Source organism: Thalassospira profundimaris WP0211 (assembly GCF_000300275.1).
Classification (GTDB): Bacteria; Pseudomonadota; Alphaproteobacteria; order Rhodospirillales; family Thalassospiraceae; genus Thalassospira; species Thalassospira profundimaris.
Genome location: NZ_AMRN01000005.1, coordinates 168,507 through 193,432 on the forward strand (window position 1 = coordinate 168,507; position 24,926 = coordinate 193,432).

The following is a 24,926-nucleotide window of genomic DNA, read 5'->3' on the forward strand; positions in this document are numbered from 1 at the left end:
TATCAAATCACCCATAGCGTTTAGCGCATATGGGTTGTTTGCAGATGACCAGTGGTCGCCATAAAATCGCAGCCGATCCTTATTTTGATCGATCTTGTCTTGGGAATGCGGGCGAAAAAATAATGTCATACCGGACTTTGATCTGTTTGGTGTTGTGTTCATGTGTTGCTGTTGTGTTCGGACAAAGGTCCGCGCATGCGCAAGATACGCTTTATGAAATTCATTGGCTTAAGGCCGATGTGCCGCCGATTGGTATTGGCAGCGGACCGTTGGCCGGCAAGGGGCTTCATGGCGGGATCCTTGATATATTGTTCGGTACGTCGCTTGATCCCGACATGGTGAAGGGGCATGCCAATATGGCGCGGTTGTTTGCCCTGATGAAAACGGGAAACTACTGTGTACCGGGACTGATCCGGACCGCTGAGCGCGAAGAGGTTGTCTATTTTTCCGAGCAGCCAAGCGCTGTGCTTGAAAGCAGTCACCTGGTGTATTCCCCAAGCAACCGAAAGCTCCGTGAGGCGATTGATGACAAGGTCTCGCTGGCGCAATTGCTTGACGCGGGCTTTGTCGTCGGAATCGGGGCGGGCATTTCGTATGGCGAAGAAACAGACAGGATCATTCAGCGCTATTCAAACTCAGACAGCGTCGTTCGACATCCCACACCCAATTTCCTGGCGCCGATGTTGTCGATGATTGAAATGAAACGTGTGGACTTTTCGCTGGCGCCACCTTGGGCATTGACGTGGTTTCTGGTCAATCAAAAGAACGGTCTTGGTGGTGATAGCGCCCCGATGATCGTTACCCACCCATTCCGCGAGGCATCAGAAAAAATCAACTACCACGTAGTTTGCACCAAGAATGCTTGGGGCAAGAAAGCGGTCGCCATGATCGATGAAGTGCTTGCACGCGATGATATCCGCCAAGCTCTTGCACGCAATGCACAAACCTGGTTGTCGACCACGAAAGTGCAAGAAAAAGTCGTGAAGTAGAAAGGCTGATCTGCGCCTTCCAGAAGGGGTTGTTCTTCGGTCAACAGCGATGGTTGACGGTGCTACTGCCCGGGGTTGTCTGTTGTGCTGCCAAGTGTGAGCTTGCGCAGTGAAATCCACTGGGCGAGTTGATCGATGCGGTCATTCCCGAAGAAAGGTTCGTCCTCGTAGAAGAAGAAGGGCGATCCAAAGGCACCCATCTTGATCGCGTCCTCGGTGACAGCGCGGACATGGTCTTTCCATTTCTGGGATTCGACGGCGGCACGCATTTCGGATGCATTGATGGAATGGCGGGTTGCGGCGGCAAAAACATTTTCCGGGTTGGACATATCAAGCCCGTCGGCAAAATAGCCGCGATAGATGTCCTTGGCGAACTTGCGCGCCAGCATCGGAGATCGCGATTCCAGCCAGTAATAGGCCCGGGTCGGAACCAGTGCCGCGTAGGGGAAGTTATTGGGGATTTGGAACGGAATGTTTTGCAGGCGTGCGCAGCGTTCCATGTCGTGCCGGAAATAAGGACCGCGGATCGGCTGATCCAGAAGCGGGCTTTGTCCTGTCTGTTTGAAGGCAGCACCAATCATGAAGGGGCGCCAGACGACCGTGACGCCATGGCGTTTTTCGAAGTCTTCCATCCGCTCGGCGGCAAGGTAACCGTAAGGTGACGAGAAATCGAAGTAGAAGCTGACTTCAGACATGTTCCTGCACCCGTTTTCCGTTTTGTTTTAACCAACAACTTTTTCAGCAGATCTGATGTCTGCTTTGATGAATGCGATTTTGATCTATTAAGTTGTTGCGAATCAACAAAAAAAGAAAATCAGGGAATGACGATGCCGGGTCGGACTTTTACTTCTTCCATCACGACATATGTATGAGTCTGACCGACACCCTGAACAGAAGACAGCCGTTCAAGGAACTCGCGATAGGCATACATGTCCTCGACGCGCAGTTTCGCAAGATAGTCAAAACCACCTGCGACCATATGGCATTCTTCGATTTCAGGGAGCTTCTTGATCGCAGCGGCGAATACGTCAAAGACGTCAGGTGTGGTACGATCAAGAGTGATTTCAACGAAGACCACAAGTGACTGGTTAAGCTTGCGCGGATCCAGTGTTGCCATATAGCCGGTGATAAAGCCGTTTTGCTCAAGGCGGCGCACGCGTTCCAGACAGGGTGTCGGGCTCAGATTGACCCGGCGTGATAGCTCCACATTGGACATGCGGCCATCGTTCTGAAGTTCGCGTAGGATCTGTTTGTCGATCTTGTCCAGGCTCTTGTGGTTCTTCTGCATTTTAAGCGTCCAGCCAGTATTTGTGACTATGTGAATGTAAAAATTGTGGATGATATATCGTATTTTAGCCAAAAATGGCAGCACATTTTTCGGATGAAATAATATTGTCTGTTGCCATAGAGGTGCAAAAGGCCCCGAAGCGCCTGAAATAATGTGCGTTCTTCGGGATCGGCAAAGTCCAACATCAGGGAGAGGCTTTTAAACATGTTCCGTACCGAACTGCCGCAACCGAATGAAATCCGCCAGACGATCCGTGACACTTATCGTGCCGATGAAGAGGCCGTTGTTGAACGCCTGATCGAAACAGCGCGTCTTTCCCCGAAACAGACCGCGCGCGTTCAGAACCGCGCCTATCAACTGGTTGCCCGCGTGCGCAGTGCCGATAACGGCAAAAGCGGCATTGATGCCCTGCTGCATGAATACGAGCTGTCGAGCAAGGAAGGCGTCATCCTGATGTGCCTGGCCGAGGCACTTCTGCGTGTGCCCGATGCGGTGACCGCCGACAAGCTTATTCAGGACAAACTGTTTGATGCCGACTGGCAAAGCCACCTCGGCCATTCCGACAGCTTCTTTGTCAATGCGTCGACCTGGGGGCTGATGCTGACCGGGCGGGTGATCAAGTTCGGCAAGGCGGAAAAGGCCGATCCTGGTCGCCTGATCAAACGCATGATCGGCCGTTCGGGGGAGCCTGTCATTCGCAAGGCATTCAACCACGCCATGCGGATCATGGGCCGCCAGTTCGTGATGGGCCGCACGATTGACGAGGCCGCCGAGCGCGCCAAGGCGAATGAAGAAAAAGGCTATCGCTATTCCTATGATATGCTGGGCGAAGCCGCCCGGACGATGAAGGATGCCGATCGATATTATAAGGCATACGAAACTGCCATTCATGATATCGGGCGCGTTGCCAATGGCCGTGGGCCGATTGATAGTCCGGGCATCTCGGTCAAGCTTTCGGCGATCCATCCGCGCTATGACTTTGCCAACTATGATCGCGTGATGAACGAGTTGACCCCGCGGCTTAAGGAACTGGCACTTCTGGCAAAGAAATACGATATCGGCTTTACCGTCGATGCCGAGGAAGCCAACCGTCTTGACCTGTCGCTTGATGTCATCGGCACTGTCTTTGCCGATCCGGATCTTGATGGCTGGGAAGGCTATGGCTTGGCAGTTCAGGCCTATCAGAAACGTGCCTATCACGTTCTGGAGTGGCTTGCCGATCTGTCGACCAAGGTCGGGCGCAAGATGATGGTCCGCCTTGTGAAGGGGGCCTATTGGGATACCGAAGTCAAATTCAGTCAGGAAAACGGTTTTGACGGCTATCCGGTCTTTACCCGCAAGGCATCGACCGATGTGTCCTATCTGGCGTGTGCGAAATATATGCTGTCGCGTCGCGATGCATTTTATTGCCAGTTCGCCAGCCACAATGCCCACACGGTGGCATCGGTTCTGGAAATGGCGGGTAATGACCGCACCTTTGAATTCCAGCGTCTGCATGGCATGGGCGAAGCACTTTATGAGCAGATCGTCGACAAGAACGGCGAAAACGTTCCGTGCCGTGTCTATGCGCCGGTTGGCACCCATGAAGACCTTCTGGCCTATCTGGTGCGCCGTCTGTTGGAAAACGGCGCAAACACCAGCTTTGTGAACCGTATTCAGGATGAACAGCTGCCGATCGAGGAAATGATCGCCGATCCGATCGAAAAGATGGCGGCCCTTCCGCGCAAAGGCCATCCGAAGATTCCGGCACCGATTGACCTTTATGGTGCAAGTCGCGTCAACTCGCGCGGGCTTGATCTGACAGATACGCAAAAGCTTCTGCCACTCAGTGCCAAGCTTGCCGAGATCAAGAACAAGACCTGGAACGCCGCCCCGCTGATTGATGGCAAACTTGTTTCGGGCACCCCGATTGATGTCATCAACCCGGCCAAGCTTGACGAGAAGGTCGGTGATCTTGTGCAGGCGACCGAGGCTGATATTGACGCCGCCGTTGTGGCAGCGCTCAAGGGCTATGAGACCTGGAACAAGACACCGGCAAGTGACCGTGCGACGGCACTGCGTCGTCTGGGCGATCTGCTTGAAGAAAACATGGACGAGTTCATCGCGCTCTGTCAGCGCGAGGCCGGCAAGCTTTATTCCGATGGCGTTGCCGAAGTGCGCGAAGCCGTCGATTTCTGCCGCTATTACGCCAACCGGGCGGAGGAAACCTTCCGCGAAGGCAGCCCGCTTGAAGGCCGGGGGGTGATTGTTTGCATCAGCCCGTGGAACTTCCCGCTTGCGATCTTCTTGGGGCAAGTAACCGCAGCCCTTGCAGCAGGAAATGCTGTGATTGCCAAGCCGGCAGAGCAGACTTCACTGATTGCTGCCCGTGCGGCAGAACTGATCCTTGAATCCGGCGTTCCGGGCTCGGCATTCCAAATGGTTCCGGGGCCGGGGCGTGTGATTGGTAATCAGCTGATCAATGATCCGCGCATTGCCGGTGTCGCCTTTACCGGATCAACCGAAACCGCACAGGTGATCAACCAGGCGCTGGCAAAACGCCCGGGCGTTCCGTTGCCACTGATTGCCGAGACCGGTGGTCAGAACGCGATGATTGTGGACTCGACCGCACTGCCCGAACAGGTCGTGCAGGACGCAATCATTTCCGGTTTCCAGTCGGCCGGTCAGCGTTGCTCGGCCCTTCGTGTGCTGTTTGTTCAGGAAGACATTGCCGACAAGTTGTGTGAAATGCTGGTCGGTGCGATGAAGGAACTGCGCGTCGGTGATCCGAAGTTCCTTGATATTGATGTCGGTCCGGTGATTGACGAAAAATCGCGCAAGGTTCTTGAAGCCCATGCCGAGCGCATGAAAAAAGAAGCCAAGCTTCTGCATGCCTGTGACATGCTTCCGGAATGCGAAGGCGGCAATTTCTTTGCGCCGCATTGCTTTGAAATCCCATCGATCAATGTGCTTGAACGCGAAGTGTTCGGCCCGGTTGTGCATGTGGTGCGCTATAAGGCGCGCGATCTGCCCAAGATCCTTGATCAGATCAATGCATCGGGTTATGGCCTGACCCTTGGTATTCATTCCCGTATTGATACCACCGTGCGCGAGATTTCGCAGAAACTGCGGGTTGGCAACTGCTATGTGAACCGTAACCAGATCGGTGCGGTGGTCGGTGTTCAGCCGTTCGGCGGGCAGGGTAAATCGGGGACCGGTCCAAAGGCCGGTGGTCCGCACTATGTCGAACGCTTTGCCAAGCCGATTGCGAAGGCAAATACCATTTCCAATGATGACGTGTCAGACGATCGTGCACCGATCATCGTCAAGGATGTCATTGCGACCAGCGAATATGCCGCGATGCTGGCCGCCCAGGAAGAATGGCAGGCAACCAATGGCAATGCGCGTGTGACCATCCTTGAAAAGCTGTCGGCCAAGATGGATGCATCGGGCAATGATGCCCTGATGGCGGGGGCCGATCATGTGGCGAACTTTGCCGCCCTTTCGGAAAACGGCTTTGTGGCACCAACCCGGATGCCCGGGCCGACTGGTGAAACCAACGACCTTTATTGTCAGGGACGTGGTGTTTACCTGATCCAGGCGGACAAGGATGCGGAACCGGCAAAAATCATCCGCCATCTTGGTGCCGCCCTTGCCGCGGGCAATGCGGTGATCCTTGCGGGCGATCAGAAATGGCTTGCCGATATTCCAGCACTCGCACAGCAGGCAGGCCTTCCGGCCAAGTTGGTCAAGGCGGTCGGCACCAATACCGGTCTGGGCGCGATGTATGATGGTGATATCGCCGGGGTATCGTGCGTGGCATCGCTTGATCGCGTGACGTCGTTCAAGCAGCTTCTGGCCAAGCGCGATGGCGCGATCCTGTCGCTGATTTCCGATAGCGGCGCCGAGGATGACGGTGCATTGCCCGATGAGGCGTTCCTGCATCGCTTTGCCACTGAAAAGACGATCACGATCAACACCACGGCGGCGGGCGGTAACGCATCGCTGATGTCGATGGAAGAAGATTGATCTGCCAGATGGACATGTCAGATGGACCGGGACGAAATTCCCGGTCCATTTTTCTTTCATTCATTCGTGATCTCTGATGTAGGATGTGCGCGCCTGAACACGGTCGGGCTTTTTTTCGTCAAAATTGGCTGCAATAGCTATTGGTCGGAACAGTTGACGTCCTGCGGCGTTTGAACTGACGCAAGAAGATTGACCCATGTCAGGCAGGCATGAACAAGGAGAACAGGAATGATCAAGGTAAACTGCGGCATTGGCCGTGTTCTGAAAACGGTATCGGTATGTGCGCTGCTGGCGGTACCGCTGGCGGCCTGCGGACCGCTGCAAATGCCGTTGGAAGACCGCACCGGCAATGATCAGTGGCAAGATACCCAGATCAAGTCTGGCATCCTTGGCGAGTTCTCCAAGGTCGATCACACCTATCTGATGGATGTGAATATCGACATCTGGGAACAGAATGTCATGGTCACCGGCATGGTGGATTCCAAGGGCAAGTATTATGACGTCATATCGCTGGTCAAACAGGATAACCGGATCAAAACGGTCTATGACCATCTGGTAATTGCCGATCAGGAAACGATTGATGCCTATCACCGGGCCGAAGATGAATATGGCAAGAACGCCGTTCCGACCGATTCGGCAACCCAGTCCGTGTCCGACGTCTGGATCGAAAGCCAGATCAAGGCATTGTTATTGGCCGAAAAAGGTGTGAGTTCCGTCAACTATCGTTGGCAGTCGGTGCAGAATGTCGTCTACATCATGGGCGAGGCACAAAGCGATGCAGAGCTTGAAAAGGTCCTGTCGATCGTGCGCCGGATCAAAGGTGTGACCAAGGTGGTTAGCCACATCGCAAAGGCCTGATCACTTTTATCGCCTTGTGATAAAACAGTTTTTCGAAAATTCCCCGCAGGCGTTCGGCCTTGCGGGGAATTTTTTTGTCCGGGTTTGTTGCAAAAGTGTTTGAAAACCATTCGCATTTATCTTAGAGGTGTCGATACGTAATTAATAACTGATTGCAATCGCACCATGTATGTCTGCATTTGTAATGCGCTCAAGGAGAAAGACGTCCGCCGTGCCGCCGAGCAGGGCGGGGCGACACGTCCGGCGGAAGTTTTCCGTTTCCATGGTTGCGCGCCGCAATGTGGCAAATGTGCTTGCCACATGCGTGCAGAACTGCTTCAGGCCAGGACCTGCGGCAATTGCGATTGCGATGATGCAGCGGCTGTGACGGCAAATATCGAACCGATTGCCGCCGAGTAAGCTACTTCCAGGCAATTCGTACAAAACGAAAAAGGCGAAGCCACATGGGCCTCGCCTTTGTTGTTTGTGGCAGATGCTGCTTGATCAGCACCGTTACTTTTTCAGGCCAAAGCGTTCCTCGGCCAGGCGATCGGCGACAAAGCCGGTCGACAGGTTCTGTTGTTTGGCGCGTTCAAAAATCTCGCGCACGGTTTCACCAATGCCTTCGATATGCATGTTGGTTTCGGCAACCGTTTTGCCTTCGCGACAGTAATAGACTTCGATGACACCGCCGGCATTGATCACGTAATCCGGGGCATACAAAATCCCGGCTTCGCGCAACATTTCGCCATGGCGATCATCTTCAAGCTGGTTGTTGGCCGCACCGGCAATCACACCAACCTTGAGTTCCTCGATCGTTTTGTCATTGATCACCCCGCCAAGGGCGCAAGGGGCAAGGATATCGGCATCAACCGACAGGATTTTATCAACCGGAACCGCGGTTGCGCCAAATTCCATGGCAGCGGCCTTCATGCTGGCGGCATTCAGGTCCGCAACAATCAGCTTGGCCCCGGCCGCATGCAGCATCCGGCAGAGGTGATAGCCGACATGCCCCAGCCCCTGCACTGCGACCCGCATGCCCGTAAGGTCGTCGCTGCCATGTTTGAAGCGCACCGCTTCCTTAAGCCCGATGAAAACGCCATAGGCGGTAAAGGGGGACGGATCACCGGTGCGCTCCGGGTCCTTGCCATCATTGATGCCACCGACATGCTTGGTCTGGCTTGCGATATGACCCATGTCTTCGGGGCTGGTGCCGACATCCTCGGCAACGATATAGCGCCCGCCAAGTTGCTCGACAGCGCGGCCCATTGCGCGGAAGAGTTCTGGCGTCTTCTGACTGCGCGGATCACCGATGATGACCGACTTGCCGCCGCCAAGCGGAAGGTTGGCGAGTGCGGATTTGTAAGTCATGCCGCGCGACAGGCGCAAAACATCATGGATGGCGTCCTGTTCGCTGGCATAGGGCCACATGCGACAGCCGCCAAGTGACGGGCCAAGGTTGGTGTTGTGGACCGCGATGATGGTTTTCAGGCCGGTGGTTTTGTCGCTGGCAAAGACGACCTGTTCGTGGTCATCAAAGGCGATATCGGAAAAGACGTTCATCCTCTTGCAGCCTCCTGGCAGCATCATTTTTCTGGTGCAGGCTGTTTCCTGCTTATCCCTTTATGTTTGATGCATCCGGCGTTGGATCAATTTCTAATTCCGCGAATGTGCAAAAAAGATCGTTTCGGTTGAGGGGCTGCTTTGGTGTGGAATTATTCTGAGTTTGCCAAAGCTGCATTGTAATTTTATTGCGCGCACTGTGCGCTGCAGCATCTTCGCTGTTTGAAGGCAGGTGGCATTTTCGACCCGACAGGGATTCTTTTGTGGGTGAAATTGGTCGGTTTCAGCCTGGCTTTTATGGTGCAGTGCACTTGCGGCGATTTGTCCTGAATCAGGGTATTCGTCATGCGCCTATGCCAAATTCGCACTTGAAACCGGAGCAATTAATCTGGAACTATCAATTAACCGGACAATTTACGGCTCGTTAAGGTGCGAAACGTAGACTCACGGTTGGGTATCTTGTGATTGAGATTCCCGGTTCAGGACAGGTTGGCGTCTGGGCGGCGCCAGCGAACAAAATATAAGGAGAGCGGCGGATATGTCTGCATTCACAGGCCATCGCCAAACCGTATATGAAGTTGAACTGCACAATCAGGCTGTGCGCGAATGTGTCAAAGAGAACCGATCCCACGACCTCTTTGATGACCGCTGGGCTGATGTTCAAACTCATGAAGTTGCGGCCAGCGACGAAACCAAGGCCCTTGCCATGATCGAAAATAGCTATCCGTCAGAAGATGGTTTCGTTGTCGATCACGTCAAACGCCTAGGATAACAGTCACCAAACATATTCGAAAAAAAAGCGTGGTCAGCTTTGCTGCCACGCTTTTTTTCTGAGCTGAACCTGCAAAACAAAGCAGGCTTCATCAGGGCATTTCGGCCTATGACCTCAGCTTTCCGAGCATTTCCCGCCCCTTGGCAACGGCAAATTTCTGTGCCTGCGAGAAGGTCGGGTTTGGCGGCATGATCAGGGCGTCAGGGTCAACCGGGACCTGAATGACGGTTGGCTTCTTGCTTGCAAACGCTTGTGACAGCGCGCTTGAAAGCTCCTTGGTGTTTTCCGCACGCAGGCCAAGACAGCCACAGGCCTGGGCGATGGCCGCCATATCCGGGTTTTTAAAGGCGATTGCATGTTCAGGCAGGCCTTTGGCTTCCTGTTCCAGTGCGATAAAGCCAAGCTTGCTGTTGTCAAAGACAACCGCCGTAATCGGCAGATCGTATTCGGCAGCGGTCAAAAGTTCACCCATCAGCATGTTGAATGCGCCGTCACCCGCAATGGCGACCACCTGACGATCAGGATAGGCAAGCTGCGCGCCATTGGCGCCGGACAGGGCAAAAGCCATCGTGCCGAGCCCGGACGACAGGGTGAAACGCTGGTTACGTTTTACTCGCAAATGCCGCGCGGCCCAGGCTGTGGTCGTTCCGGTATCAACCAGGAAAATGGCATCATCGGCGGCATGGTCTCCGATTGCGGCCATGACGCTTGCGGGGTGAAGCGGGCTTTTGTCGGATTTCTCGATCTTTGACCAATCGTCTTGCTGATCCTTGACTTTATCGATCCAGTGTTTGCGCTGTGTTTCGGTGTCTTTGGGAGTGACGCGATCAAGAAGGCCTTGCACCGATAGCTTGGCGCTTCCGATCAACGGGGCATCAATATCAAGCCGTTTGCCGATCTGGCTGCGATTGCTATCGATCTGGATGGTTTTGGCATCTTTGGGGAAAAATTCCTGATAGGGGAAATCGGCCCCAACGATGCACAGCAAATCGCAATCTTCGACAGAATCCTGCCCCGGTTTGCCCCCCAGAAGGCCCAGCCCACCAATGCAAATGGGATCGTCGTCATCAAGCCAGTCTTTGGCGCGCAGGGTTCTGACGATCGGTGCATCAATCCGGTGCGCCAGATCAAAGATCTCCTGCGCTGCCTCGGCACCACCGATACCGGCAAGTATGACGGGCTTTGATGCCTGATCAATCAGTTTGGTAGCGTGATCAAGGTTCTCGCTGGACGGGGAAACTTTGCGGGTGGCCAACAAGGTTGCAATATTGATCGGATCATCGGCGCAATCGGCACTGGCGATATTGTTCGGGATACAGACATGGGCGGGCGCACGATTTTCAATCGCGGCCTTGCAGGCTTCTTTGAGGATACGCGGGGCCTGTGCCGGGTCCATGATCGTCTCGGAATAGACGGTGACGTCTTCGAACAGCTTTTTCAGGTCAACTTCCTGATGATACTCGGTGCCGATAAATTCCGAATCAACCTGGCCTGTGATGGCAAGAACCGGGGCATGGTCATGACGGGCATCATAAAGGCCGTTCAGAAGATGGATGGCTCCGCCACCCGCCGTGCCGACACAGCATGAAAGATTGCCGGTCAGTTTCGCCTGTGCGGATGCGGCAAACGCGCCGCCTTCTTCATGCCGGACAAGCACGAAATCAATTTCATCCCTGTTTTCAAGGGCAAATGTAATGTCATTGATTGCGTCACCTGGGATGCCAAACACATGTTTGACGCCAAGGTCACTCAGTAAATTGATTGCGATATCGGCAACTTTCATGGGGAAACTCCTTGGTTTCAGTCGTGAGAGAGCCGCAAACTACAATCGCATCAACTGCCGGGTTTGATTACGAAAGCCAGAATGCATTCATGGTTTCTGCGACGCGCTTGAACGAAGCAAGATTGGCACCATCGCGATAATTGATGATTTTTCCGTCCGGACTGTTTTCAATACAGTCCTTGTGAATTTTGGACATGATTTCACGAAGGCGGTTGTCGACGTTTTCCGTATCCCAACTCAGACGCTGCGCATTCTGGCTCTGTTCAAGGCCGCTTACTGCAACGCCGCCGGCATTGGATGCTTTGCCAGGGGCATGCGGGATATTGGCGTTGATGAATACTTCCTGCGCCTTTGCCGTCAGCGGCATGTTCGCGCCGTCACAGAGCATCATCACCTTGTTTTCAACAAGCTGCTTGGCGTCTTGTTCATCAAGCTCGTTTTGGGTCGCGCAGGGCAGGGCGATATTGCACTCAAGCCCCCAGGGGCTCTTGTCTTCAAGGAAGTCAGCATTCTTGCCGCCGTCAAATTCTGACAGTGATTTGCGTTGGTTGTTTTTCCAGTCATCAACCTGATCAAGAAGGTCGTTTGTCAGGCCATTGGCAAAGTGCATAGTGCCGGAGCTGTCACTCAGACTTATGACCTTGGCTTCAAGTTCTATGGCCTTGCGCGCGGCGTGAAGCGCAACATTGCCTGCACCACTGATCGCAATGCGTTTGTCTTTGATTTCCTTGTTTTCCTGATCAAGCATGTGACCAAGGAAATAGATGCAGCCATAGCCGGTTGCTTCTGTGCGGCCGGCACTGCCGCCAAAGTGGCATCCTTTTCCGGTCAGCGCACCGGTCCACTTTTGCGTCAGCTTGATATAGTGACCAAAAAGGATGCTGATTTCACGTCTGCCCACGCCGATGTCACCGGCGGGCACATCGGTATCCGGCCCGATATGGCGATATAGTTCCTGCATGAATGCCTGACAGAAACGGCCGATTTCCTGCGGAGATTTGTCCTTTGGCGAAAAGTCGGCACCACCTTTTGCCCCGCCCATCGGCAAGCCGGTCAGGCTGTTTTTCAGGGTTTGTTCAAACCCAAGAAACTTGAAGATACTGGTACTTACCGTCGGGGCAAACCGAAGGCCGCCTTTATAGGGGCCCATCGATTGATTGAACTGAATGCGCCAGCCGCGATTGACCTGTATCTGTTGGTCATCGTCTTCCCATGCCACGCGAAATTGCAGCACGCGATCCGGTTCCGTGCAGCGTTCAAGAACCGCATTTTTGCGCATCTCGGTTTGATCAAGATACCAACCGGCAATGGAGCCGACGACTTCCTCCACTGCCTGGTGAAATTCCGGCTCGTTCGGTGTCTTTTCCTCAAGCCGGGTCAGGAAGTCCTTTTGAAAATCAGATGCGCTTTGTGTCATTTAAATGCGGGCTTTTTTACTGTTTCTGCTGCTCTGGTTAACGTGCCAGAGGCGAAAAAGTGCCCGCATAATATTTTGTTTTGGTGGTTTTTAAGGTGCTATGGCGCGCTTGATCAGGCGTTCTGTTGAAGCGTTCGTTCAACAAAATCAAGGCGGTCCTGCCCCCAGAACATCTCGTTGCCGACAAAATATGTCGGCACACCAAAGATGTTACGATCCCGTGCGGACTGGCAGTTCTCGTCATAGATTTTGGCGATCTCTGGCAAGTCGGCATGTTCGAGATATTCCGTCGACAGGCCAGTTGATATCAGGGCCTCGCGCACGGTCGCGGGCAGCGAAACATCACGTTCACGCAGCCAGATATCCCCCATCAGGGTTTCTGTTAAAGCACTGACGTCCTTGCCATCGTCCTGAACGGCGATGATGGTGCGCGCGGCAAGTGTTTCATCGACCGGGAAATGGGTCGGATGCAGATTGATCGGAATGCCGAGATAATCCGACCAGCGTTTCAGTTCAACAAGTCGGTATTCTTGACGCGGTTTCGGGCGTTTTGCCAAAGGCACGCCACCACCATGTTCCCAGACATCGGCTGCCCGGCAGGGCTTATGAATAATTTCCACGCCATGTTTTTTGGCGATGTCGACAACGCGGCGAAACCCGAAAAAAGACCACGGTGATTGCACGAAGAAATAGTGGATGATGGGTTCGGACATATGGGCCTCCTGGCGCCGCGATGCTGATCATGTTTTTGAATTGCCGACATTCGACACCCACCACACTGCCCAAACAGGGGTGCTGCGTCAAATGTCCTTGGCGTAATCACGCACAGGTTCAGGTCATATGTTTGTGATGATGGAATGCGAAATGTCTGCGCGGCCTAGTAATCAAGCCACCAGGAATATTCATCAATACCCGCCATCAGAACACCATCAAAGCCAAGCTTCATGATGTTGCCAAGATAGCTGTTTTCGCTGCCAAAGATGATGCTTTGCCATTCGCGTGACCAATAATGCACGTGGTTTTCCTGTCCCCAACGTGCCATCAGGTTGCCTTCACTGATGAAATCGGGACTTCCGGCACGCCATCCGCTTTGCCAGTAATAACGATATGTCTCGGCCGTCGCGATATTGAGGTACGAAATCAAGTTCCGTGGTGTTCCGGTCTTCTTGTAACGAAGCCGCTTCATATCATCATAGGTTAGTGGAATGGTCCCGCGATGGAACGGATCAATGATCAGCGTGTCATAGTTGGTTGCAACCAGCGCATCGACATAGGCGTCCTTCGTGCCATAGGGCGAACTATCAAGCACCAGGGCAAAGTTCTTTGCCTCGCGGATATTGTCGATCACATGCGGGTTTGCCCCGAAAGGTGTGCTTGGAACCTTTGCCAGCGATGAAAGCTGCATGCCCGGCGGTGGGGCTGCGTAATAAAGTGCATCCAGCCCCCGAAGCTGCGCGCGCGCCTTGTCCATGTCGGATCGATTTTCGGTGTAATCGACCGCAAGATACTGCAGGCCTTCAAGTTTCAGCCGTTCGAGATAGCCAAGGATGTATTTGGTTTCTTCGGCATTGGTGGCTTCGCCGTATTTGTCAAAGCCGTAAAACGGGGCTTCGACCAAAATGCCGTCAAGTGCTCGCAAATAGTTTCTGGCCGGTTCCGCAACGCCACGTGTGGCAAACAGGGTTTTTTCAAGAAACTCGGTCAGTTCCAGGCCATTCATCGCAATGATCGAAAAGTCACTGCGATAGCTTTTTGCCCACCGACTGATCGCGATGACGTAATCGCGCATTTCCTCGACGAAGTCTTTTTCAGGCTTTCCGGTGTCGGTCAGGCCGGGGAGCCCCTCGGTCAGGCTATTGGGGGCTGGGATAAAAGGTTCTAGCTGCTGTGCAACTGCAACAATCGGTGTTGATGCCAGTAATGCCCCGCCAAGCCCCGCCGCACCGGTGCCAAGGAAATGTCGGCGCGAGATGGATTTGGGCGCGGCTTTTCCGCCAGACGCATTTTGCGCCGTTTGTCGGGTCCGCCCTGACGTGCTGTAAGGTTGCTTGGCCATGCCTTTATCCATCACTGATGATATGGGCGATCTTATGATGCTGCCTTCATTGCGCCTTGCTGTGTGATCAACTCGGTCACACGGTTGCCAATTGCAAGGGATGCAGTAAGACCCGGTGATTCAATACCATAGAGCATTACAAGACCATTAAGCCCGTGCTGTTTTTCATCAGCAATCATGAAGTCGCGCGCAGCTTCGCCCGGGGCCTGAATTTTCGGGCGCACCCCGGCATAGCCGGTCTGAAGCGCGCTTTCATCAAGGTCGGGATAGTATTTGCGGATGGCTTTGGCAAAGGCGGCACGACGTTCTTCGGGGACGTCATAGTTTGGCGCATCAACCCATGTCACGTCCGGGCCAAAGCGTGCCTGCCCCCCCATATCAAGGGTCAGGTGGATGCCAAGGCCTGCCTGTTCGGGGGCCGGATAGATCAGGGTGGAAAATGGTGCCTTGCCCGATAGCGTGAAATAACAGCCGCGCGCATAATGCTGCGGCGGGACAGATGCCTGTGGCAGGCCGGTAAAGTTCCGGCTCAAGGTCTGGCTATGCAGGCCACCGGCAACGATCAGTTCCGCGCAGGTCAGGCTCATTTCTTCGCCATCGGCATCGGTGGTGCTGACGGTATAAAGTCCGTTTTCGAAACTGACGGCCGTGACCTTTGTGTTGATCGCAAGCGTTGCGCTATGATTTTCCGCCTCGCCCAGCAGGGTAACCATCAGTTGATGGCTATCGACAATGCCGGTTGACGGGCTTTCTAGGGCGCCGACACAATGAAGGGCTGGTTCGCGTTCAAGGGCTTCTTCGCGGGACAGCCAGACAAGGTCAGTGACACCGTTTTCAAAAGCCTTGTCCTTAATCCCGGCCAGCGCGGCCATTTGGTCCTCGGCCGTGGCGACAATCAGTTTGCCGGTGCGTTTGTGTTCGATGCCGTTTTCTTCGCAATAACGATACAGCATCTCGCGCCCGGTGACGCAAAGCTCGGCCTTCAGGCTGCCTTTCGGATAATAAATTCCGGCATGAATGACTTCGCTGTTGCGTGCGCTGGTCTCGGTGCCAATCGCATCATGCTGTTCAATGATCAGGACTTCGCGGCCGGTTCGCGCAAGTGAACGGGCACAGGCCAGGCCGACAACGCCGGCCCCGATGACGATGGTTTGGATATCTGCAGTCATGATCACGTGTATCTTGGTTAGGGTGGTGGGTTTAGTTTGCCTGGCGGAAATAGACAGCCTGTCCTTGGTTGTCCTTGCCATTACCGGTGACAACAGCCGGGGATTCGCTGGTGTAAATACCGCGCGCAAAGCTGCTGTCGTTACAATAGACATACCAAGTCCCGAACGGAAGCGTATCACTTTGATAGGCGCCGCCTTCATGGCGCCAGATGCCCTCGCAATGACGTTGGTCATCATCAAGGATCATCGTGCCTTCGCCCGATGGCTGATCAAAGCGCAACGTGCCGGTTCCGCGCACCGATTGCCAGTTGGTGATGATATCAATGCCATCAATCGGCGGCGGGGTGGTTTCGCCTTCAGGCTGCTGAAGCGGGGTTTCATCTGCTGGTGCGACAACAGTGGCGGCAATTGCCGAATTTTCCGCGAGTTCAATGTTCAATCGGCCAAAGAAACCGGCGGCAAATTCCTGGGCATCAATCATTGGCAGACCACTGAGCGGCGCACTGCTTCTACTTGTGGCCTGAACCTGTGTCGGGGTGCAGTAGTAGCCCAGCAGTCGACTGCCACGTTGGGCCGGTGTTTGCGGGTCCCATTGCCCGACAAAGGAAACGCATTGCGACCCGTTGCGGGTAAAGGGCGACAGGGCAATCGGGCCGTATCGGGTTTGCTGCACGAAGCTTGCACCATTCAGGCTGGTACGGCCGCGAAGCGCGTCAAACATATCAAGCAACTGCTCGGACGCCATGGCGGTGCTAAACCTAAAACCGGGCGCGGAGGTCGTATAGACCGTTTCTAGGTACAGGTCGCTTGCAGCGGCAGGGGATTCGCTTACCGAGCGCGGCGCATACCAGCGGCCGACAAAGACCGTGCTGTTATCGCGATACTGACGCAGGAAGCTGTTCTGACCCTCGATGTCCGAGGCAAAGACAATAGGGCTCTGGTCTTGCGGGATTTGTTCGAACCCGCCGGTTTGCTGTGCGACGGCCATCTGTGGTGTTGCCACCAGAAGGCTTGCAAACATGCTGCCGATCAAAGCCGCCCGATACCTCACATTGCGTCCTTTCTATATGTTTTCAGGCGCATTTTTGTATTGCGCTACCCTTATCTTTACCTTTGTGCATCTAGATTGGCTAGGGGGCAGTCAACCGATGCCTGTTAACGTGATCTCTTTTACCTTGATTTTTGGGTGCAAACGGGCTCATTGGGGAGGTTGGCCTTGGGGACAAAGTCAAAAAGCCTGAAGATACGGAGCATTTTATCATGACGGTGCAACAGACCGGCGCGAACGGGGACAGCGCGGGCCAGCAGACGGCAACGGACAAACAACCGCCGTCCAATCGCGCCCATGTAATCGTGATCGGCAATGAAAAGGGCGGGTCAGGCAAATCGACAACGGCGATGCATCTGATCGTTTCCCTTATGAAGATGGGGTTCAAGGTCGGATCGCTTGATATCGATGCCCGTCAGGGGACGCTGACACGCTATGTCGAAAACCGGAACGCCTTTAATGACCGCAAGGGCCTTAAGCTTCCGGTGCCCGATCATCGGCCGATTTATCGCAGTGAACTGCCCGATGCCAACCAAGCCAAGCTGGACGAGCGCGAACGCTTTACGACCGCTCTTGGTGAAATGGTGATCGGCTGCAACTTCATCGTCATGGATTGCCCGGGCAGTGACAATTACCTGTCTCGTCTGGCGCATGCCTGTGCCGATACGCTGATCACCCCAATCAATGACAGCTTCATCGACCTAGATATGCTGGCGCGGATTGATCCGGATAGCCTTGATATCAAGGGACCCAGCATCTATGCCGAGATGGTCTGGGATGCGCGCAAACGTCGGGCGGCGATTGATGGCGGCACGATTGACTGGATCGTCATGCGTAACCGTCTTTCACATCTTGATGCGCGCAACAAACGTGACATTGCCGAAATCGTCGACAAGTTGGCCGATCGCATCCGCTTCCGTCAGGCGCCGGGCTTTGGCGAACGTGTGATTTATCGCGAACTTTTCCTCAAAGGTCTGACGCTGCTGGATCTGCGTGAAAAGGGTGTCGGCATCCCGATGAGCATGTCGCACATGGCCGCCCGTCAGGAAGTCAGATCGCTTCTGGAAGTGATCGGCTTCAAGCCGGCTGACGGCGAGGAGTTGCCGATCTGACTGCATCCGGCCTATATCTTGTGGGACGACAAATTGTCCAACCGGAATATGAAGCAGGCAGGTCTCCTTGACGCGCAAAGACATCATTCCAGAGACATCCGACGCCAATGAAGTGGCAGACTTCCTGGGCAAGGCGCGGCAGATGGCGGTACACGCGCCATCATCCGGGCCAGCACAGGGACGACTGATTTTTGCCATGGATGCAACCGCCAGCCGCCAGCCAAGCTGGGACAGCGCGGCTGAAATTCAGGCGGAAATGTTTGAGGCGGTCGACGGTGTTGGCGCCCTTGATGTGCAGCTTGTGTTCTTTCGCGGGCTTTCGGAATGCAAATCAAGTGGCTGGTGCCGCAACGCCAAATCATTTCGCGACTATATCACCAAGGTCACCTGCCGTGCCGGGCATACTCAGATCGAACGGGTTCTGGCCCATGTCGAACGTGAAGCGGGTGATAAAAAAATTGATGCCTTGATTTATGTCGGCGACTGTATCGAGGAAAATCCAGATCATCTGGCCCCGATTGCCGGGAAACTGGCGCTTAAGGGGGTAAAGGCATTCATGTTTCAGGAAGGCCACGATCGGGATGCGGCATTTGCCTTTGGCGAAATTGCGCGAATAACCGGTGGTGCCTTCATGCAGTTTGATGCCAGTGCAGCCGGCAAGCTTCGTGATTTACTGGGCGCAGTGGCAAGCTATGCGGTGGGCGGGCAGTCCGGACTTTCGATCTATCAAAAGAAAACCGGGTCCGAGGAAGTGCTCAGGCTTGGTCATCAATTGCGAAAGCCGCGTTGATGCAGTGGCTTTTGATCGGAATCGCAGCATTTATCGGGGTTGGCTTCTTCATTCGCTGGATGACAGAGGCCGAGCCCAAAGAAATCCGTAAAATTGTCTTATTTCTGATCATCTTGGTGTTGATCATGCTTGCGGGCTGGTTGTTGCTCACAGGCAAGATTGCCGCGATGGGTGCTGCTTTGGCGGCGACTGTGCCGTTCTTGTTTCGGATGATGAAGCTTGGATTCCTGTGGCCAATTTTTCGCAGGATCTTTGCAGCGTCCCGAAAACGCGCCCAGCCGGGAAGTTTTGGCAACCGCACATCCGGTGCGGGATCAAGTTCGGAAATTCGCACTGAATTTCTGCATATGGTGCTTGATCTTGAAACCGGGCAAATGCGCGGTGGCGTTGTCAGCGGTCCCTTTGCCGGGGCCGATCTTGACAGCTTGGGACTTGACGACCTGCAGTCGCTTTATGTTGACTGTTGCAGTGCAACCGACCAAAGCCGGGCGGTTCTGGAAGCCTATCTTGAACGCCGTCCTGATTGTGCGGGATGGCAAAGCTGGCAACAGAAAGACCACGGCGAAGACGGAGCACAAAACGGAGGAAGCGACCGCAACCATAACGAGCAAGGCCAAGGTGGCAAAAGGAGTTCAAGTGCATCAGGCATGACGGCGAAAGAGGCCCGAGAAATCCTGGGTGTGGCGGATAATGCCACCCGCGAGGAAATCAACCGGGCCTATAAAAAGCAGATCAAGGCGGTTCACCCGGATCATGGTGGATCGGACTATCTGGCCTCAAAGATCAATGCCGCCCGAAGCCTTTTGTTACGGCTATGTAAAGATTAGCGTCAATAATACGTGCGCTTGCTTGATCCGTGTTCTGGAATTGTGGCAGAAGCATATATGCGGGCAATTCCAATACGGACTGGCGTGCAGCGGTTGAAAAAGGAAAGTATTGAATGTCAAAAAGAATCAAGAAGGCAGTTTTTCCGGTCGCAGGCATGGGAACCCGTTTTTTGCCCGCCACCAAGGCAATGCCAAAAGAAATGCTGCCGGTCGTTGACAAGCCACTTATTCAATACGCTGTCGAAGAAGCCATTGCGGCCGGCATCGAAGAATTCATTTTTGTAACCGGTCGCGGCAAAACCGCGATTGAGGACCATTTTGATCGCTCTGCCGAGCTGGAGGCGATCCTGACCGAGCGCGGCAAGGAAGAAGCACTGTCCAAAGCGCTTGAAATGATCCCGGAAAACGGTCGTGTGACCTATACCCGTCAGGGCAACCCGCTTGGCCTCGGGCACGCTGTTCTGTGCGCCAAGTCGTTGGTCGGTGACGAGCCGTTTGTCGTGCTGCTGGCCGATGACCTTATCCAGTCAAAAGTCCCCTGCATGAAGCAGATGGTCGACAGTTATGGCCGTACGGGTGGCAACATGGTTGCCGTCATGGATGTCCCGCGCGAGGAAGTTCACCGCTATGGTGTGCTCGAAATCGAAGGCACCAATGGCCGCCTTGTAAGTGCATGCGGCATGGTTGAAAAACCAAAACCCGAAGAAGCCCCGTCGACCCTGTCGGCCATCGGGCGTTACATCCTTGATCCCGGCATTTTCGAGGTGCTTGAAAACATCCCGCGCGGCGCTGGTAATGAAATCCAGCTGACCGATGCGCTGGCCGCAATGATCGGCAAGGTGCCGTTCTATGGCTATAATTTTGAAGGCCGTCGTTTTGATTGCGGCAACAAGATCGGCTTCCTGAAAGCCACAATGTCATTTGCCCTGGCCCGTGAAGATATGCGCGACGATGTCCGCAAGCTTATTCACGAATTCGCCGAAGGCGAAGCGGCAGAATAACCATTCATGTCAACAATGTCCGACCGGAATAGCGATGTGATCTGTTCCGGTCGGGATTTACTTACCAGGATAAAACCTCCATGCGCGTAGCTATGATCGGGACCGGATATGTTGGACTTGTTTCCGGTGCCTGCTTTTCCGAGTTCGGTACGGACGTTGTTTGTGTCGATAAGGATGTCGAAAAAATCGCTCGTCTCGAAGACGGTATCATGCCAATCTACGAGCCCGGTCTGGATGTTCTGGTCGAAAATAATGTCAAGGCAGGCCGCCTGTCCTTTACCACCGACCTCAAGGAAGGGGTCAAGGATGCGGACGCTGTCTTTATTGCCGTGGGCACACCGACCCGCCGCGGCGATGGTCATGCCGATCTGAGTTACGTTTATGCCGCGGCCGAAGAAATTGCCGAAGCCATGGATGGCTTCACCGTCATCGTGACCAAATCGACCGTCCCGGTAGGAACCGGTCGCGAGGTCGAACGCATCATTCGTGAAAAGCGCCCGGATGCAGAATTTGCAGTGGTCTCTAACCCGGAATTCCTGCGCGAAGGGTCGGCGATCGGCGACTTTATGCGCCCGGACCGCGTTGTGATCGGCACCAGTGATGAGCGTGCCCGCGAAGTGATGTCTGATCTGTATCGTCCGCTGTATCTGATCGAAACCCCGATTGTCTTCACCACCCGTGAAACGTCGGAAATGATCAAATATGCGGCCAACACCTTCCTCGCCGCCAAGATCACATTCATCAATGAAATTGCCGATCTTTGTGAAAAGGTCGGTGCGGATGTCCATGATGTTGCACGCGGCATCGGTCTTGACGGCCGTATTGGCAAGAAGTTCCTGCATCCCGGTCCGGGCTATGGTGGGTCCTGCTTCCCGAAAGATACCATCGCACTCGTGCGCACCGCACAGGAATATAACAGCCCGCTTCGCATCATCGAGACGGTTGTTGATGTCAACGCCAAGCGTAAAAAGGCGATGGCAGATCGCGTGATTACGGCATGCGGTGGCTCTGTTGTGGGCAAGACCATCGGTATTCTGGGGCTGGCTTTCAAACCCAATACCGATGACATGCGCGATGCGCCGAGCCTTGATATCGTTCCTGCCCTGATCGCGGCAGGGGCGAGTGTCAAGGCCTATGACCCCGAAGCCATGGAAGAAGCCAAGAAGCTTCTTGATGGCATTTCCTATTGCGACAACGCTTACGATACGGTCGAAGGCGCCGATGCAATGGTCGTCCTGACCGAGTGGAACGAATTCCGCGGTATGGACCTTGACCGCATCAAGGACGCGCTGAAACACCCGATCGTCGTTGATCTGCGTAACGTTTACGATCCGAACGAGATGGCTGAAAACGGTTTCAGCTATTCCTGTGTCGGTCGTGCATCTATCGGAGGCAAATCCTAATCATGACGAATTCCGCCGGACACAAGTTTGATAGCTCTGTTTTGCGCGAATATGACGTGCGTGGCGTTGTTGGCGAAACCCTGCATGCGGCAGACGCCAATGCGTTGGGGAAAGCCTTCGGGACCATGGTACGCAGATCTGGCGGAAAGCGCGTTGCCCTGGGGCGTGATGGTCGTCTGAGTTCGCCAGAACTGGCGGCGGCATTGGCCGAAGGCATTCTGTCGACCGGTTGTGACGTGGTGCGCATTGGTCGCGGGCCGACCCCGATGCTGTATTTCACGGTTTATGATCAAAAAACCGATGCCGGCATCATGGTCACCGGTTCGCATAACCCGTCGAACTATAACGGCTTCAAGATGCTTAATGCTGGCAAGTCGGTATTTGGCGACGCCATTCAGCAACTTGGCAAAATAGCCGCCAACGGTGATTTCGAAACCGGGCAGGGCACGGCAAGCGACATAGATATCGAAGATCGCTTTGTCGAACGCCTTGTGGCCGAGCTTGACTGCGATGTTCCCAATCCGATGACGATTGTCTGGGATTGCGGCAATGGTTCTGCCGGTGATGTCGTGCGTAAACTGACGGCCAAGCTGCCCGGTACGCATCATTTGTTGTTTGATGACATCGATGGCAGTTTCCCCAACCACCACCCTGATCCGACCGTTGAGGCCAACTTGGTTGACCTCAAGGCTGCCGTTGCCAAACACAATGCCGATTGGGGTGTTGCCTTTGACGGTGACGGTGACCGGATTGGCGTGATTGATGGCAAGGGCAACGTCCTTTGGGGTGATCAGCTGTTGCAGATCTATGCCGCAGACGTTTTGCAGCGTCAGCCGGGCGCTGCGATCATTGCCGATGTCAAGGCCAGTCAGACCCTGTTTGACGAGGTCAACCGGATTGGTGGCAAGGCCATCATGTGGAAGACCGGCCATTCCCTGATCAAAACCAAGATGATCGAGGAAAAGGCACCGATCGCCGGCGAAATGAGCGGCCATATCTTCTTTGCCGAGCGTTATTACGGCTATGACGATGCGACTTATGCCGCCGTGCGCCTGTATCGCATTCTGGTTCAAAGTGGCAAAAGCCTTGCCGAATGGCGGGCCGCCATGCCGGTTGCGGTCAATACGCCGGAAACCCGTATCGACTGCCCGGATGACCGCAAGTTCGCGCTGATTGAAGAAGTCCGTGCCCGCCTTGCCGAAGCCGGCGCCGAGGTCAGCGGCATTGATGGTGTGCGTGTCAGCACCGATGATGGCTGGTGGCTGCTGCGTGCATCCAACACCCAGCCTGCCATCGTGGCCCGTTGTGAGGCCGCTGATGATGCCGGGCTGGAACGTTTGAAGGGACAGGTGACCGATCAGCTGGTCAAAAGCGGTCTGTCTTCGGATGACTTCTTTGCCCCAGGTGGCGGTCACTAATTAAGACGTTCAGCCAAGACAAAATTAAAAAGGCCCGTCAGATTTCCTGACGGGCCTTTTTGTATCTCTGTGCAGTTTGGCTTTTAGCCAGCATCACCTGCATTGACCGGGATGCACGCAACATTTTCACGCTTGAGCGCGTCACAGGCGGCGCGTGCTTCGTTCTCGCCATCAAAGCCCAGCAGACGGGCGCGATAGACAACACCGGTACCACTGGCTTGCTGCTCGACCGCAGCACGGGTCAGGCGCAGAACATCGGGGGCGGTACGTGCCGCGGCAAGGACTGCTTCCTGTGCCCGGCGCTGGTCGCTAAAGGCGCCAACCTGAATGCCCCATCCTGCACCGGTTTCCGGCTTCAGACGGGTGACAACGGTTTGCGTATCAATGCGGCCCGGCTGTTCTGCTTCGCGAAGCGTGCTGCGCTTGGCAATCAGCAACTGCGCATCCGCTGGCAGGATTTTGTCTTCCGGGCTGATGCGCGGACGCGGAACAACGATTTCACCGTCCTTGGTCAGCTTCATATAGGCCTGATCAAGAAGCTTTTTCATCTGGTCATCACGGGTGCGGGCCGTGCGGCCACCAAACACAACACCAATCAGGCGTTTGCCATTGCGATTGACCGAGGCAACAAGGTTGAAGCCCGATGCATTGATATAGCCGGTCTTGATCCCGTCGGTACCATAATAGGACGCCAGAAGATTGTTGTGGTTGCCATAGGTGCGGTTGCCAAAGCGGAACTTCTGGGTCGCAAAGTAATGATAGTAGCTGCCGTAATTCTTGCGCAGCGCCACAGCCAGTTTGATCATGTCGCGTGCGGTGGTCATCTGCCCGCGGTTGGGCAGGCCAGATGCATTGCGGAAGGTGGTGCGCGACATGCCAAGGCGGCGTGCCTCGGACGTCATCATCTGGGCAAACTTGATTTCGGTGCCACCAAGATGTTCGGCGACAACAACTGCAATGTCGTTGGCCGATTTGGTAACCAGCGCCAAAATGGCATCCTTGACGGAAATGGTTTCGCCCGGCTGAAGACCAAGTTTGGAAGGGGCCTGGCCCCAGGCACGTTTGGAAACCTTCATACGAGTCGAAAGCGATACCTTGCCATGTTCCAAGGCATCAAAGACCATGTAAAGGGTCATGATCTTGGTCAGCGACGCCGGATAGACCTTGTGATCCGCCCGATATTCATGAAGCGTTTCGCCAGTGTCGCCGTCAATAATCATCGCCGTATAGGTCCGCGCTTGTGCAGCGGACGGCGAGAGAACAGTGAGTGAAATAGTCGCAACCAGACACAAAAGCACAGCGACAACGCCACGCATGCTCAGCGAGCGCGTCACGGACAGAGCTTTGGCCATTGCAGTTGGCCCGGAAAGGGTCATTAAACGCATTATATCGGGCTCGGCTTTGAGGTTTCCCCAAGAACTAAATAAGTTCACTGTCGCATCACA

General features: G+C 54.5%; 21 protein-coding genes. 11 read left to right on the forward strand and 10 right to left on the reverse strand.

Features of this window, described 5'->3' with window-relative positions; all coding sequences use genetic code 11:
- The first annotated feature begins 173 nt into the window (after window positions 1-173).
- Window positions 174-989 carry a hypothetical protein gene (locus TH2_RS11365; RefSeq protein ID WP_157194054.1) on the forward strand — a complete coding sequence of 272 codons (816 nt, stop codon included), beginning with the start codon at window positions 174-176 and terminating at the stop codon, window positions 987-989.
- Between the two features lie 62 nt (window positions 990-1,051).
- On the opposite strand, the gene TH2_RS11370 is transcribed toward TH2_RS11365, so the two are convergent.
- Both TH2_RS11370 and TH2_RS11375 read right to left on the reverse strand, forming a co-directional pair.
- A complete protein-coding gene (locus tag TH2_RS11370) occupies window positions 1,052-1,684 on the reverse strand; it encodes a 2-hydroxychromene-2-carboxylate isomerase (protein ID WP_008890578.1) in 633 nt (210 codons plus the stop codon).
- 119 nt (window positions 1,685-1,803) lie between these two features.
- The gene (locus TH2_RS11375) at window positions 1,804-2,277 is read right to left on the reverse strand and encodes an Lrp/AsnC ligand binding domain-containing protein (RefSeq protein WP_008890579.1); all 474 of its coding nucleotides are present in this window, start codon (window positions 2,275-2,277) and stop codon (window positions 1,804-1,806) included.
- A gap of 204 nt (window positions 2,278-2,481) precedes the next feature.
- Between TH2_RS11375 and putA the strand changes: the two genes are divergently transcribed.
- From putA to TH2_RS11395, 3 genes are all read left to right on the forward strand, one after another.
- Entirely contained in the window at window positions 2,482-6,285 is a 3,804-nt protein-coding gene (gene putA, locus TH2_RS11385) for a bifunctional proline dehydrogenase/L-glutamate gamma-semialdehyde dehydrogenase PutA (protein ID WP_008890580.1), read from the forward strand.
- A gap of 228 nt (window positions 6,286-6,513) precedes the next feature.
- Window positions 6,514-7,143 carry a BON domain-containing protein gene (locus tag TH2_RS11390; RefSeq protein ID WP_008890581.1) on the forward strand — a complete coding sequence of 210 codons (630 nt, stop codon included), beginning with the start codon at window positions 6,514-6,516 and terminating at the stop codon, window positions 7,141-7,143.
- A 165-nt stretch (window positions 7,144-7,308) separates the two neighbouring features.
- On the forward strand, window positions 7,309-7,542 hold the full coding sequence (locus TH2_RS11395) for a (2Fe-2S)-binding protein (RefSeq protein WP_008890582.1): 234 nt from the start codon (window positions 7,309-7,311) through the stop codon (window positions 7,540-7,542).
- 93 nt (window positions 7,543-7,635) lie between these two features.
- Here TH2_RS11395 and TH2_RS11400 read toward each other — a convergent pair whose 3' ends face one another.
- Window positions 7,636-8,685, reverse strand: coding sequence for a Glu/Leu/Phe/Val dehydrogenase dimerization domain-containing protein (locus TH2_RS11400; protein ID WP_008890583.1), 1,050 nt, complete (start codon window positions 8,683-8,685; stop codon window positions 7,636-7,638).
- A gap of 538 nt (window positions 8,686-9,223) precedes the next feature.
- Here TH2_RS11400 and TH2_RS11405 point away from each other — a divergent pair.
- Window positions 9,224-9,457 carry a hypothetical protein gene (locus TH2_RS11405; RefSeq protein ID WP_008890584.1) on the forward strand — a complete coding sequence of 78 codons (234 nt, stop codon included), beginning with the start codon at window positions 9,224-9,226 and terminating at the stop codon, window positions 9,455-9,457.
- Between the two features lie 106 nt (window positions 9,458-9,563).
- Here TH2_RS11405 and TH2_RS11410 read toward each other — a convergent pair whose 3' ends face one another.
- The 6 genes from TH2_RS11410 to TH2_RS11435 form a co-directional block, all read right to left on the reverse strand.
- Window positions 9,564-11,240, reverse strand: a complete 1,677-nt coding sequence (locus TH2_RS11410) for a thiamine pyrophosphate-dependent enzyme (RefSeq protein WP_008890585.1) — start codon at window positions 11,238-11,240, stop codon at window positions 9,564-9,566.
- A 67-nt stretch (window positions 11,241-11,307) separates the two neighbouring features.
- Window positions 11,308-12,657: an NADP-specific glutamate dehydrogenase gene (gdhA, locus tag TH2_RS11415; RefSeq protein WP_008890586.1), complete on the reverse strand. Its 1,350-nt coding sequence runs from the start codon at window positions 12,655-12,657 to the stop codon at window positions 11,308-11,310.
- Between the two features lie 113 nt (window positions 12,658-12,770).
- Window positions 12,771-13,370, reverse strand: a complete 600-nt coding sequence (locus tag TH2_RS11420) for a 2-hydroxychromene-2-carboxylate isomerase (RefSeq protein WP_008890587.1) — start codon at window positions 13,368-13,370, stop codon at window positions 12,771-12,773.
- A 164-nt stretch (window positions 13,371-13,534) separates the two neighbouring features.
- Window positions 13,535-14,713: an endo alpha-1,4 polygalactosaminidase gene (locus TH2_RS11425; protein WP_008890588.1), complete on the reverse strand. Its 1,179-nt coding sequence runs from the start codon at window positions 14,711-14,713 to the stop codon at window positions 13,535-13,537.
- Between the two features lie 32 nt (window positions 14,714-14,745).
- The gene (locus TH2_RS11430) at window positions 14,746-15,882 is read right to left on the reverse strand and encodes an NAD(P)/FAD-dependent oxidoreductase (RefSeq protein ID WP_008890589.1); all 1,137 of its coding nucleotides are present in this window, start codon (window positions 15,880-15,882) and stop codon (window positions 14,746-14,748) included.
- A gap of 31 nt (window positions 15,883-15,913) precedes the next feature.
- Window positions 15,914-16,903: an MORN repeat-containing protein gene (locus tag TH2_RS11435; protein ID WP_157194056.1), complete on the reverse strand. Its 990-nt coding sequence runs from the start codon at window positions 16,901-16,903 to the stop codon at window positions 15,914-15,916.
- Window positions 16,904-17,142: 239 nt separating this feature from the next.
- Here TH2_RS11435 and TH2_RS11440 point away from each other — a divergent pair, with 239 nt between their 5' ends.
- The 6 genes from TH2_RS11440 (at window position 17,143) to pgmG (ending at window position 23,481) form a co-directional block, all read left to right on the forward strand.
- On the forward strand, window positions 17,143-18,042 hold the full coding sequence (locus tag TH2_RS11440) for a division plane positioning ATPase MipZ (RefSeq protein WP_008890591.1): 900 nt from the start codon (window positions 17,143-17,145) through the stop codon (window positions 18,040-18,042).
- A gap of 67 nt (window positions 18,043-18,109) precedes the next feature.
- Complete coding sequence (locus TH2_RS11445) at window positions 18,110-18,832, forward strand: hypothetical protein (RefSeq protein ID WP_008890592.1); 723 nt, start codon at window positions 18,110-18,112, stop codon at window positions 18,830-18,832.
- Window positions 18,832-19,659, forward strand: a complete 828-nt coding sequence (locus tag TH2_RS11450) for a J domain-containing protein (RefSeq protein WP_008890593.1) — start codon at window positions 18,832-18,834, stop codon at window positions 19,657-19,659. The genes TH2_RS11445 and TH2_RS11450 overlap by 1 nt, the downstream gene beginning before the upstream one ends.
- A gap of 113 nt (window positions 19,660-19,772) precedes the next feature.
- Entirely contained in the window at window positions 19,773-20,660 is an 888-nt protein-coding gene (gene galU, locus TH2_RS11455; RefSeq protein WP_008890594.1) for a UTP--glucose-1-phosphate uridylyltransferase GalU, read from the forward strand.
- Between the two features lie 80 nt (window positions 20,661-20,740).
- Complete coding sequence (locus TH2_RS11460) at window positions 20,741-22,063, forward strand: UDP-glucose dehydrogenase family protein (protein WP_008890595.1); 1,323 nt, start codon at window positions 20,741-20,743, stop codon at window positions 22,061-22,063.
- Window positions 22,064-22,065: 2 nt separating this feature from the next.
- Window positions 22,066-23,481: a phosphoglucomutase/phosphomannomutase PgmG gene (gene pgmG / locus TH2_RS11465; protein ID WP_008890596.1), complete on the forward strand. Its 1,416-nt coding sequence runs from the start codon at window positions 22,066-22,068 to the stop codon at window positions 23,479-23,481.
- Between the two features lie 83 nt (window positions 23,482-23,564).
- Here pgmG and TH2_RS11470 read toward each other — a convergent pair whose 3' ends face one another.
- Entirely contained in the window at window positions 23,565-24,833 is a 1,269-nt protein-coding gene (locus tag TH2_RS11470) for a D-alanyl-D-alanine carboxypeptidase (RefSeq protein ID WP_008890597.1), read from the reverse strand.
- Window positions 24,834-24,926: the final 93 nt, after the last annotated feature.

Excerpts from the sequence above, each read along its gene's own strand:
- TH2_RS11410 (WP_008890585.1), bottom strand. The coding sequence starts at position 11,240 with ATGAAAGTTGCCGATATCGCAATCAATTTACTGAGTGACCTTGGCGTC.
- TH2_RS11470 (WP_008890597.1), bottom strand. The coding sequence starts at position 24,833 with ATGGCCAAAGCTCTGTCCGTGACGCGCTCGCTGAGCATGCGTGGCGTT.
- TH2_RS11425 (WP_008890588.1), bottom strand. The coding sequence starts at position 14,713 with ATGGCCAAGCAACCTTACAGCACGTCAGGGCGGACCCGACAAACGGCG.
- TH2_RS11435 (WP_157194056.1), bottom strand. The coding sequence starts at position 16,903 with ATGTTTGCAAGCCTTCTGGTGGCAACACCACAGATGGCCGTCGCACAG.
- TH2_RS11395 (WP_008890582.1), top strand. The coding sequence starts at position 7,309 with ATGTATGTCTGCATTTGTAATGCGCTCAAGGAGAAAGACGTCCGCCGT.
- TH2_RS11400 (WP_008890583.1), bottom strand. The coding sequence starts at position 8,685 with ATGAACGTCTTTTCCGATATCGCCTTTGATGACCACGAACAGGTCGTC.
- TH2_RS11375 (WP_008890579.1), bottom strand. The coding sequence starts at position 2,277 with ATGCAGAAGAACCACAAGAGCCTGGACAAGATCGACAAACAGATCCTA.
- TH2_RS11390 (WP_008890581.1), top strand. The coding sequence starts at position 6,514 with ATGATCAAGGTAAACTGCGGCATTGGCCGTGTTCTGAAAACGGTATCG.
- galU (WP_008890594.1), top strand. The coding sequence starts at position 19,773 with ATGTCAAAAAGAATCAAGAAGGCAGTTTTTCCGGTCGCAGGCATGGGA.
- TH2_RS11430 (WP_008890589.1), bottom strand. The coding sequence starts at position 15,882 with ATGACTGCAGATATCCAAACCATCGTCATCGGGGCCGGCGTTGTCGGC.
- TH2_RS11370 (WP_008890578.1), bottom strand. The coding sequence starts at position 1,684 with ATGTCTGAAGTCAGCTTCTACTTCGATTTCTCGTCACCTTACGGTTAC.
- pgmG (WP_008890596.1), top strand. The coding sequence starts at position 22,066 with ATGACGAATTCCGCCGGACACAAGTTTGATAGCTCTGTTTTGCGCGAA.
- TH2_RS11450 (WP_008890593.1), top strand. The coding sequence starts at position 18,832 with ATGCAGTGGCTTTTGATCGGAATCGCAGCATTTATCGGGGTTGGCTTC.
- TH2_RS11420 (WP_008890587.1), bottom strand. The coding sequence starts at position 13,370 with ATGTCCGAACCCATCATCCACTATTTCTTCGTGCAATCACCGTGGTCT.
- gdhA (WP_008890586.1), bottom strand. The coding sequence starts at position 12,657 with ATGACACAAAGCGCATCTGATTTTCAAAAGGACTTCCTGACCCGGCTT.
- TH2_RS11440 (WP_008890591.1), top strand. The coding sequence starts at position 17,143 with ATGACGGTGCAACAGACCGGCGCGAACGGGGACAGCGCGGGCCAGCAG.
- TH2_RS11405 (WP_008890584.1), top strand. The coding sequence starts at position 9,224 with ATGTCTGCATTCACAGGCCATCGCCAAACCGTATATGAAGTTGAACTG.
- putA (WP_008890580.1), top strand. The coding sequence starts at position 2,482 with ATGTTCCGTACCGAACTGCCGCAACCGAATGAAATCCGCCAGACGATC.
- TH2_RS11460 (WP_008890595.1), top strand. The coding sequence starts at position 20,741 with ATGCGCGTAGCTATGATCGGGACCGGATATGTTGGACTTGTTTCCGGT.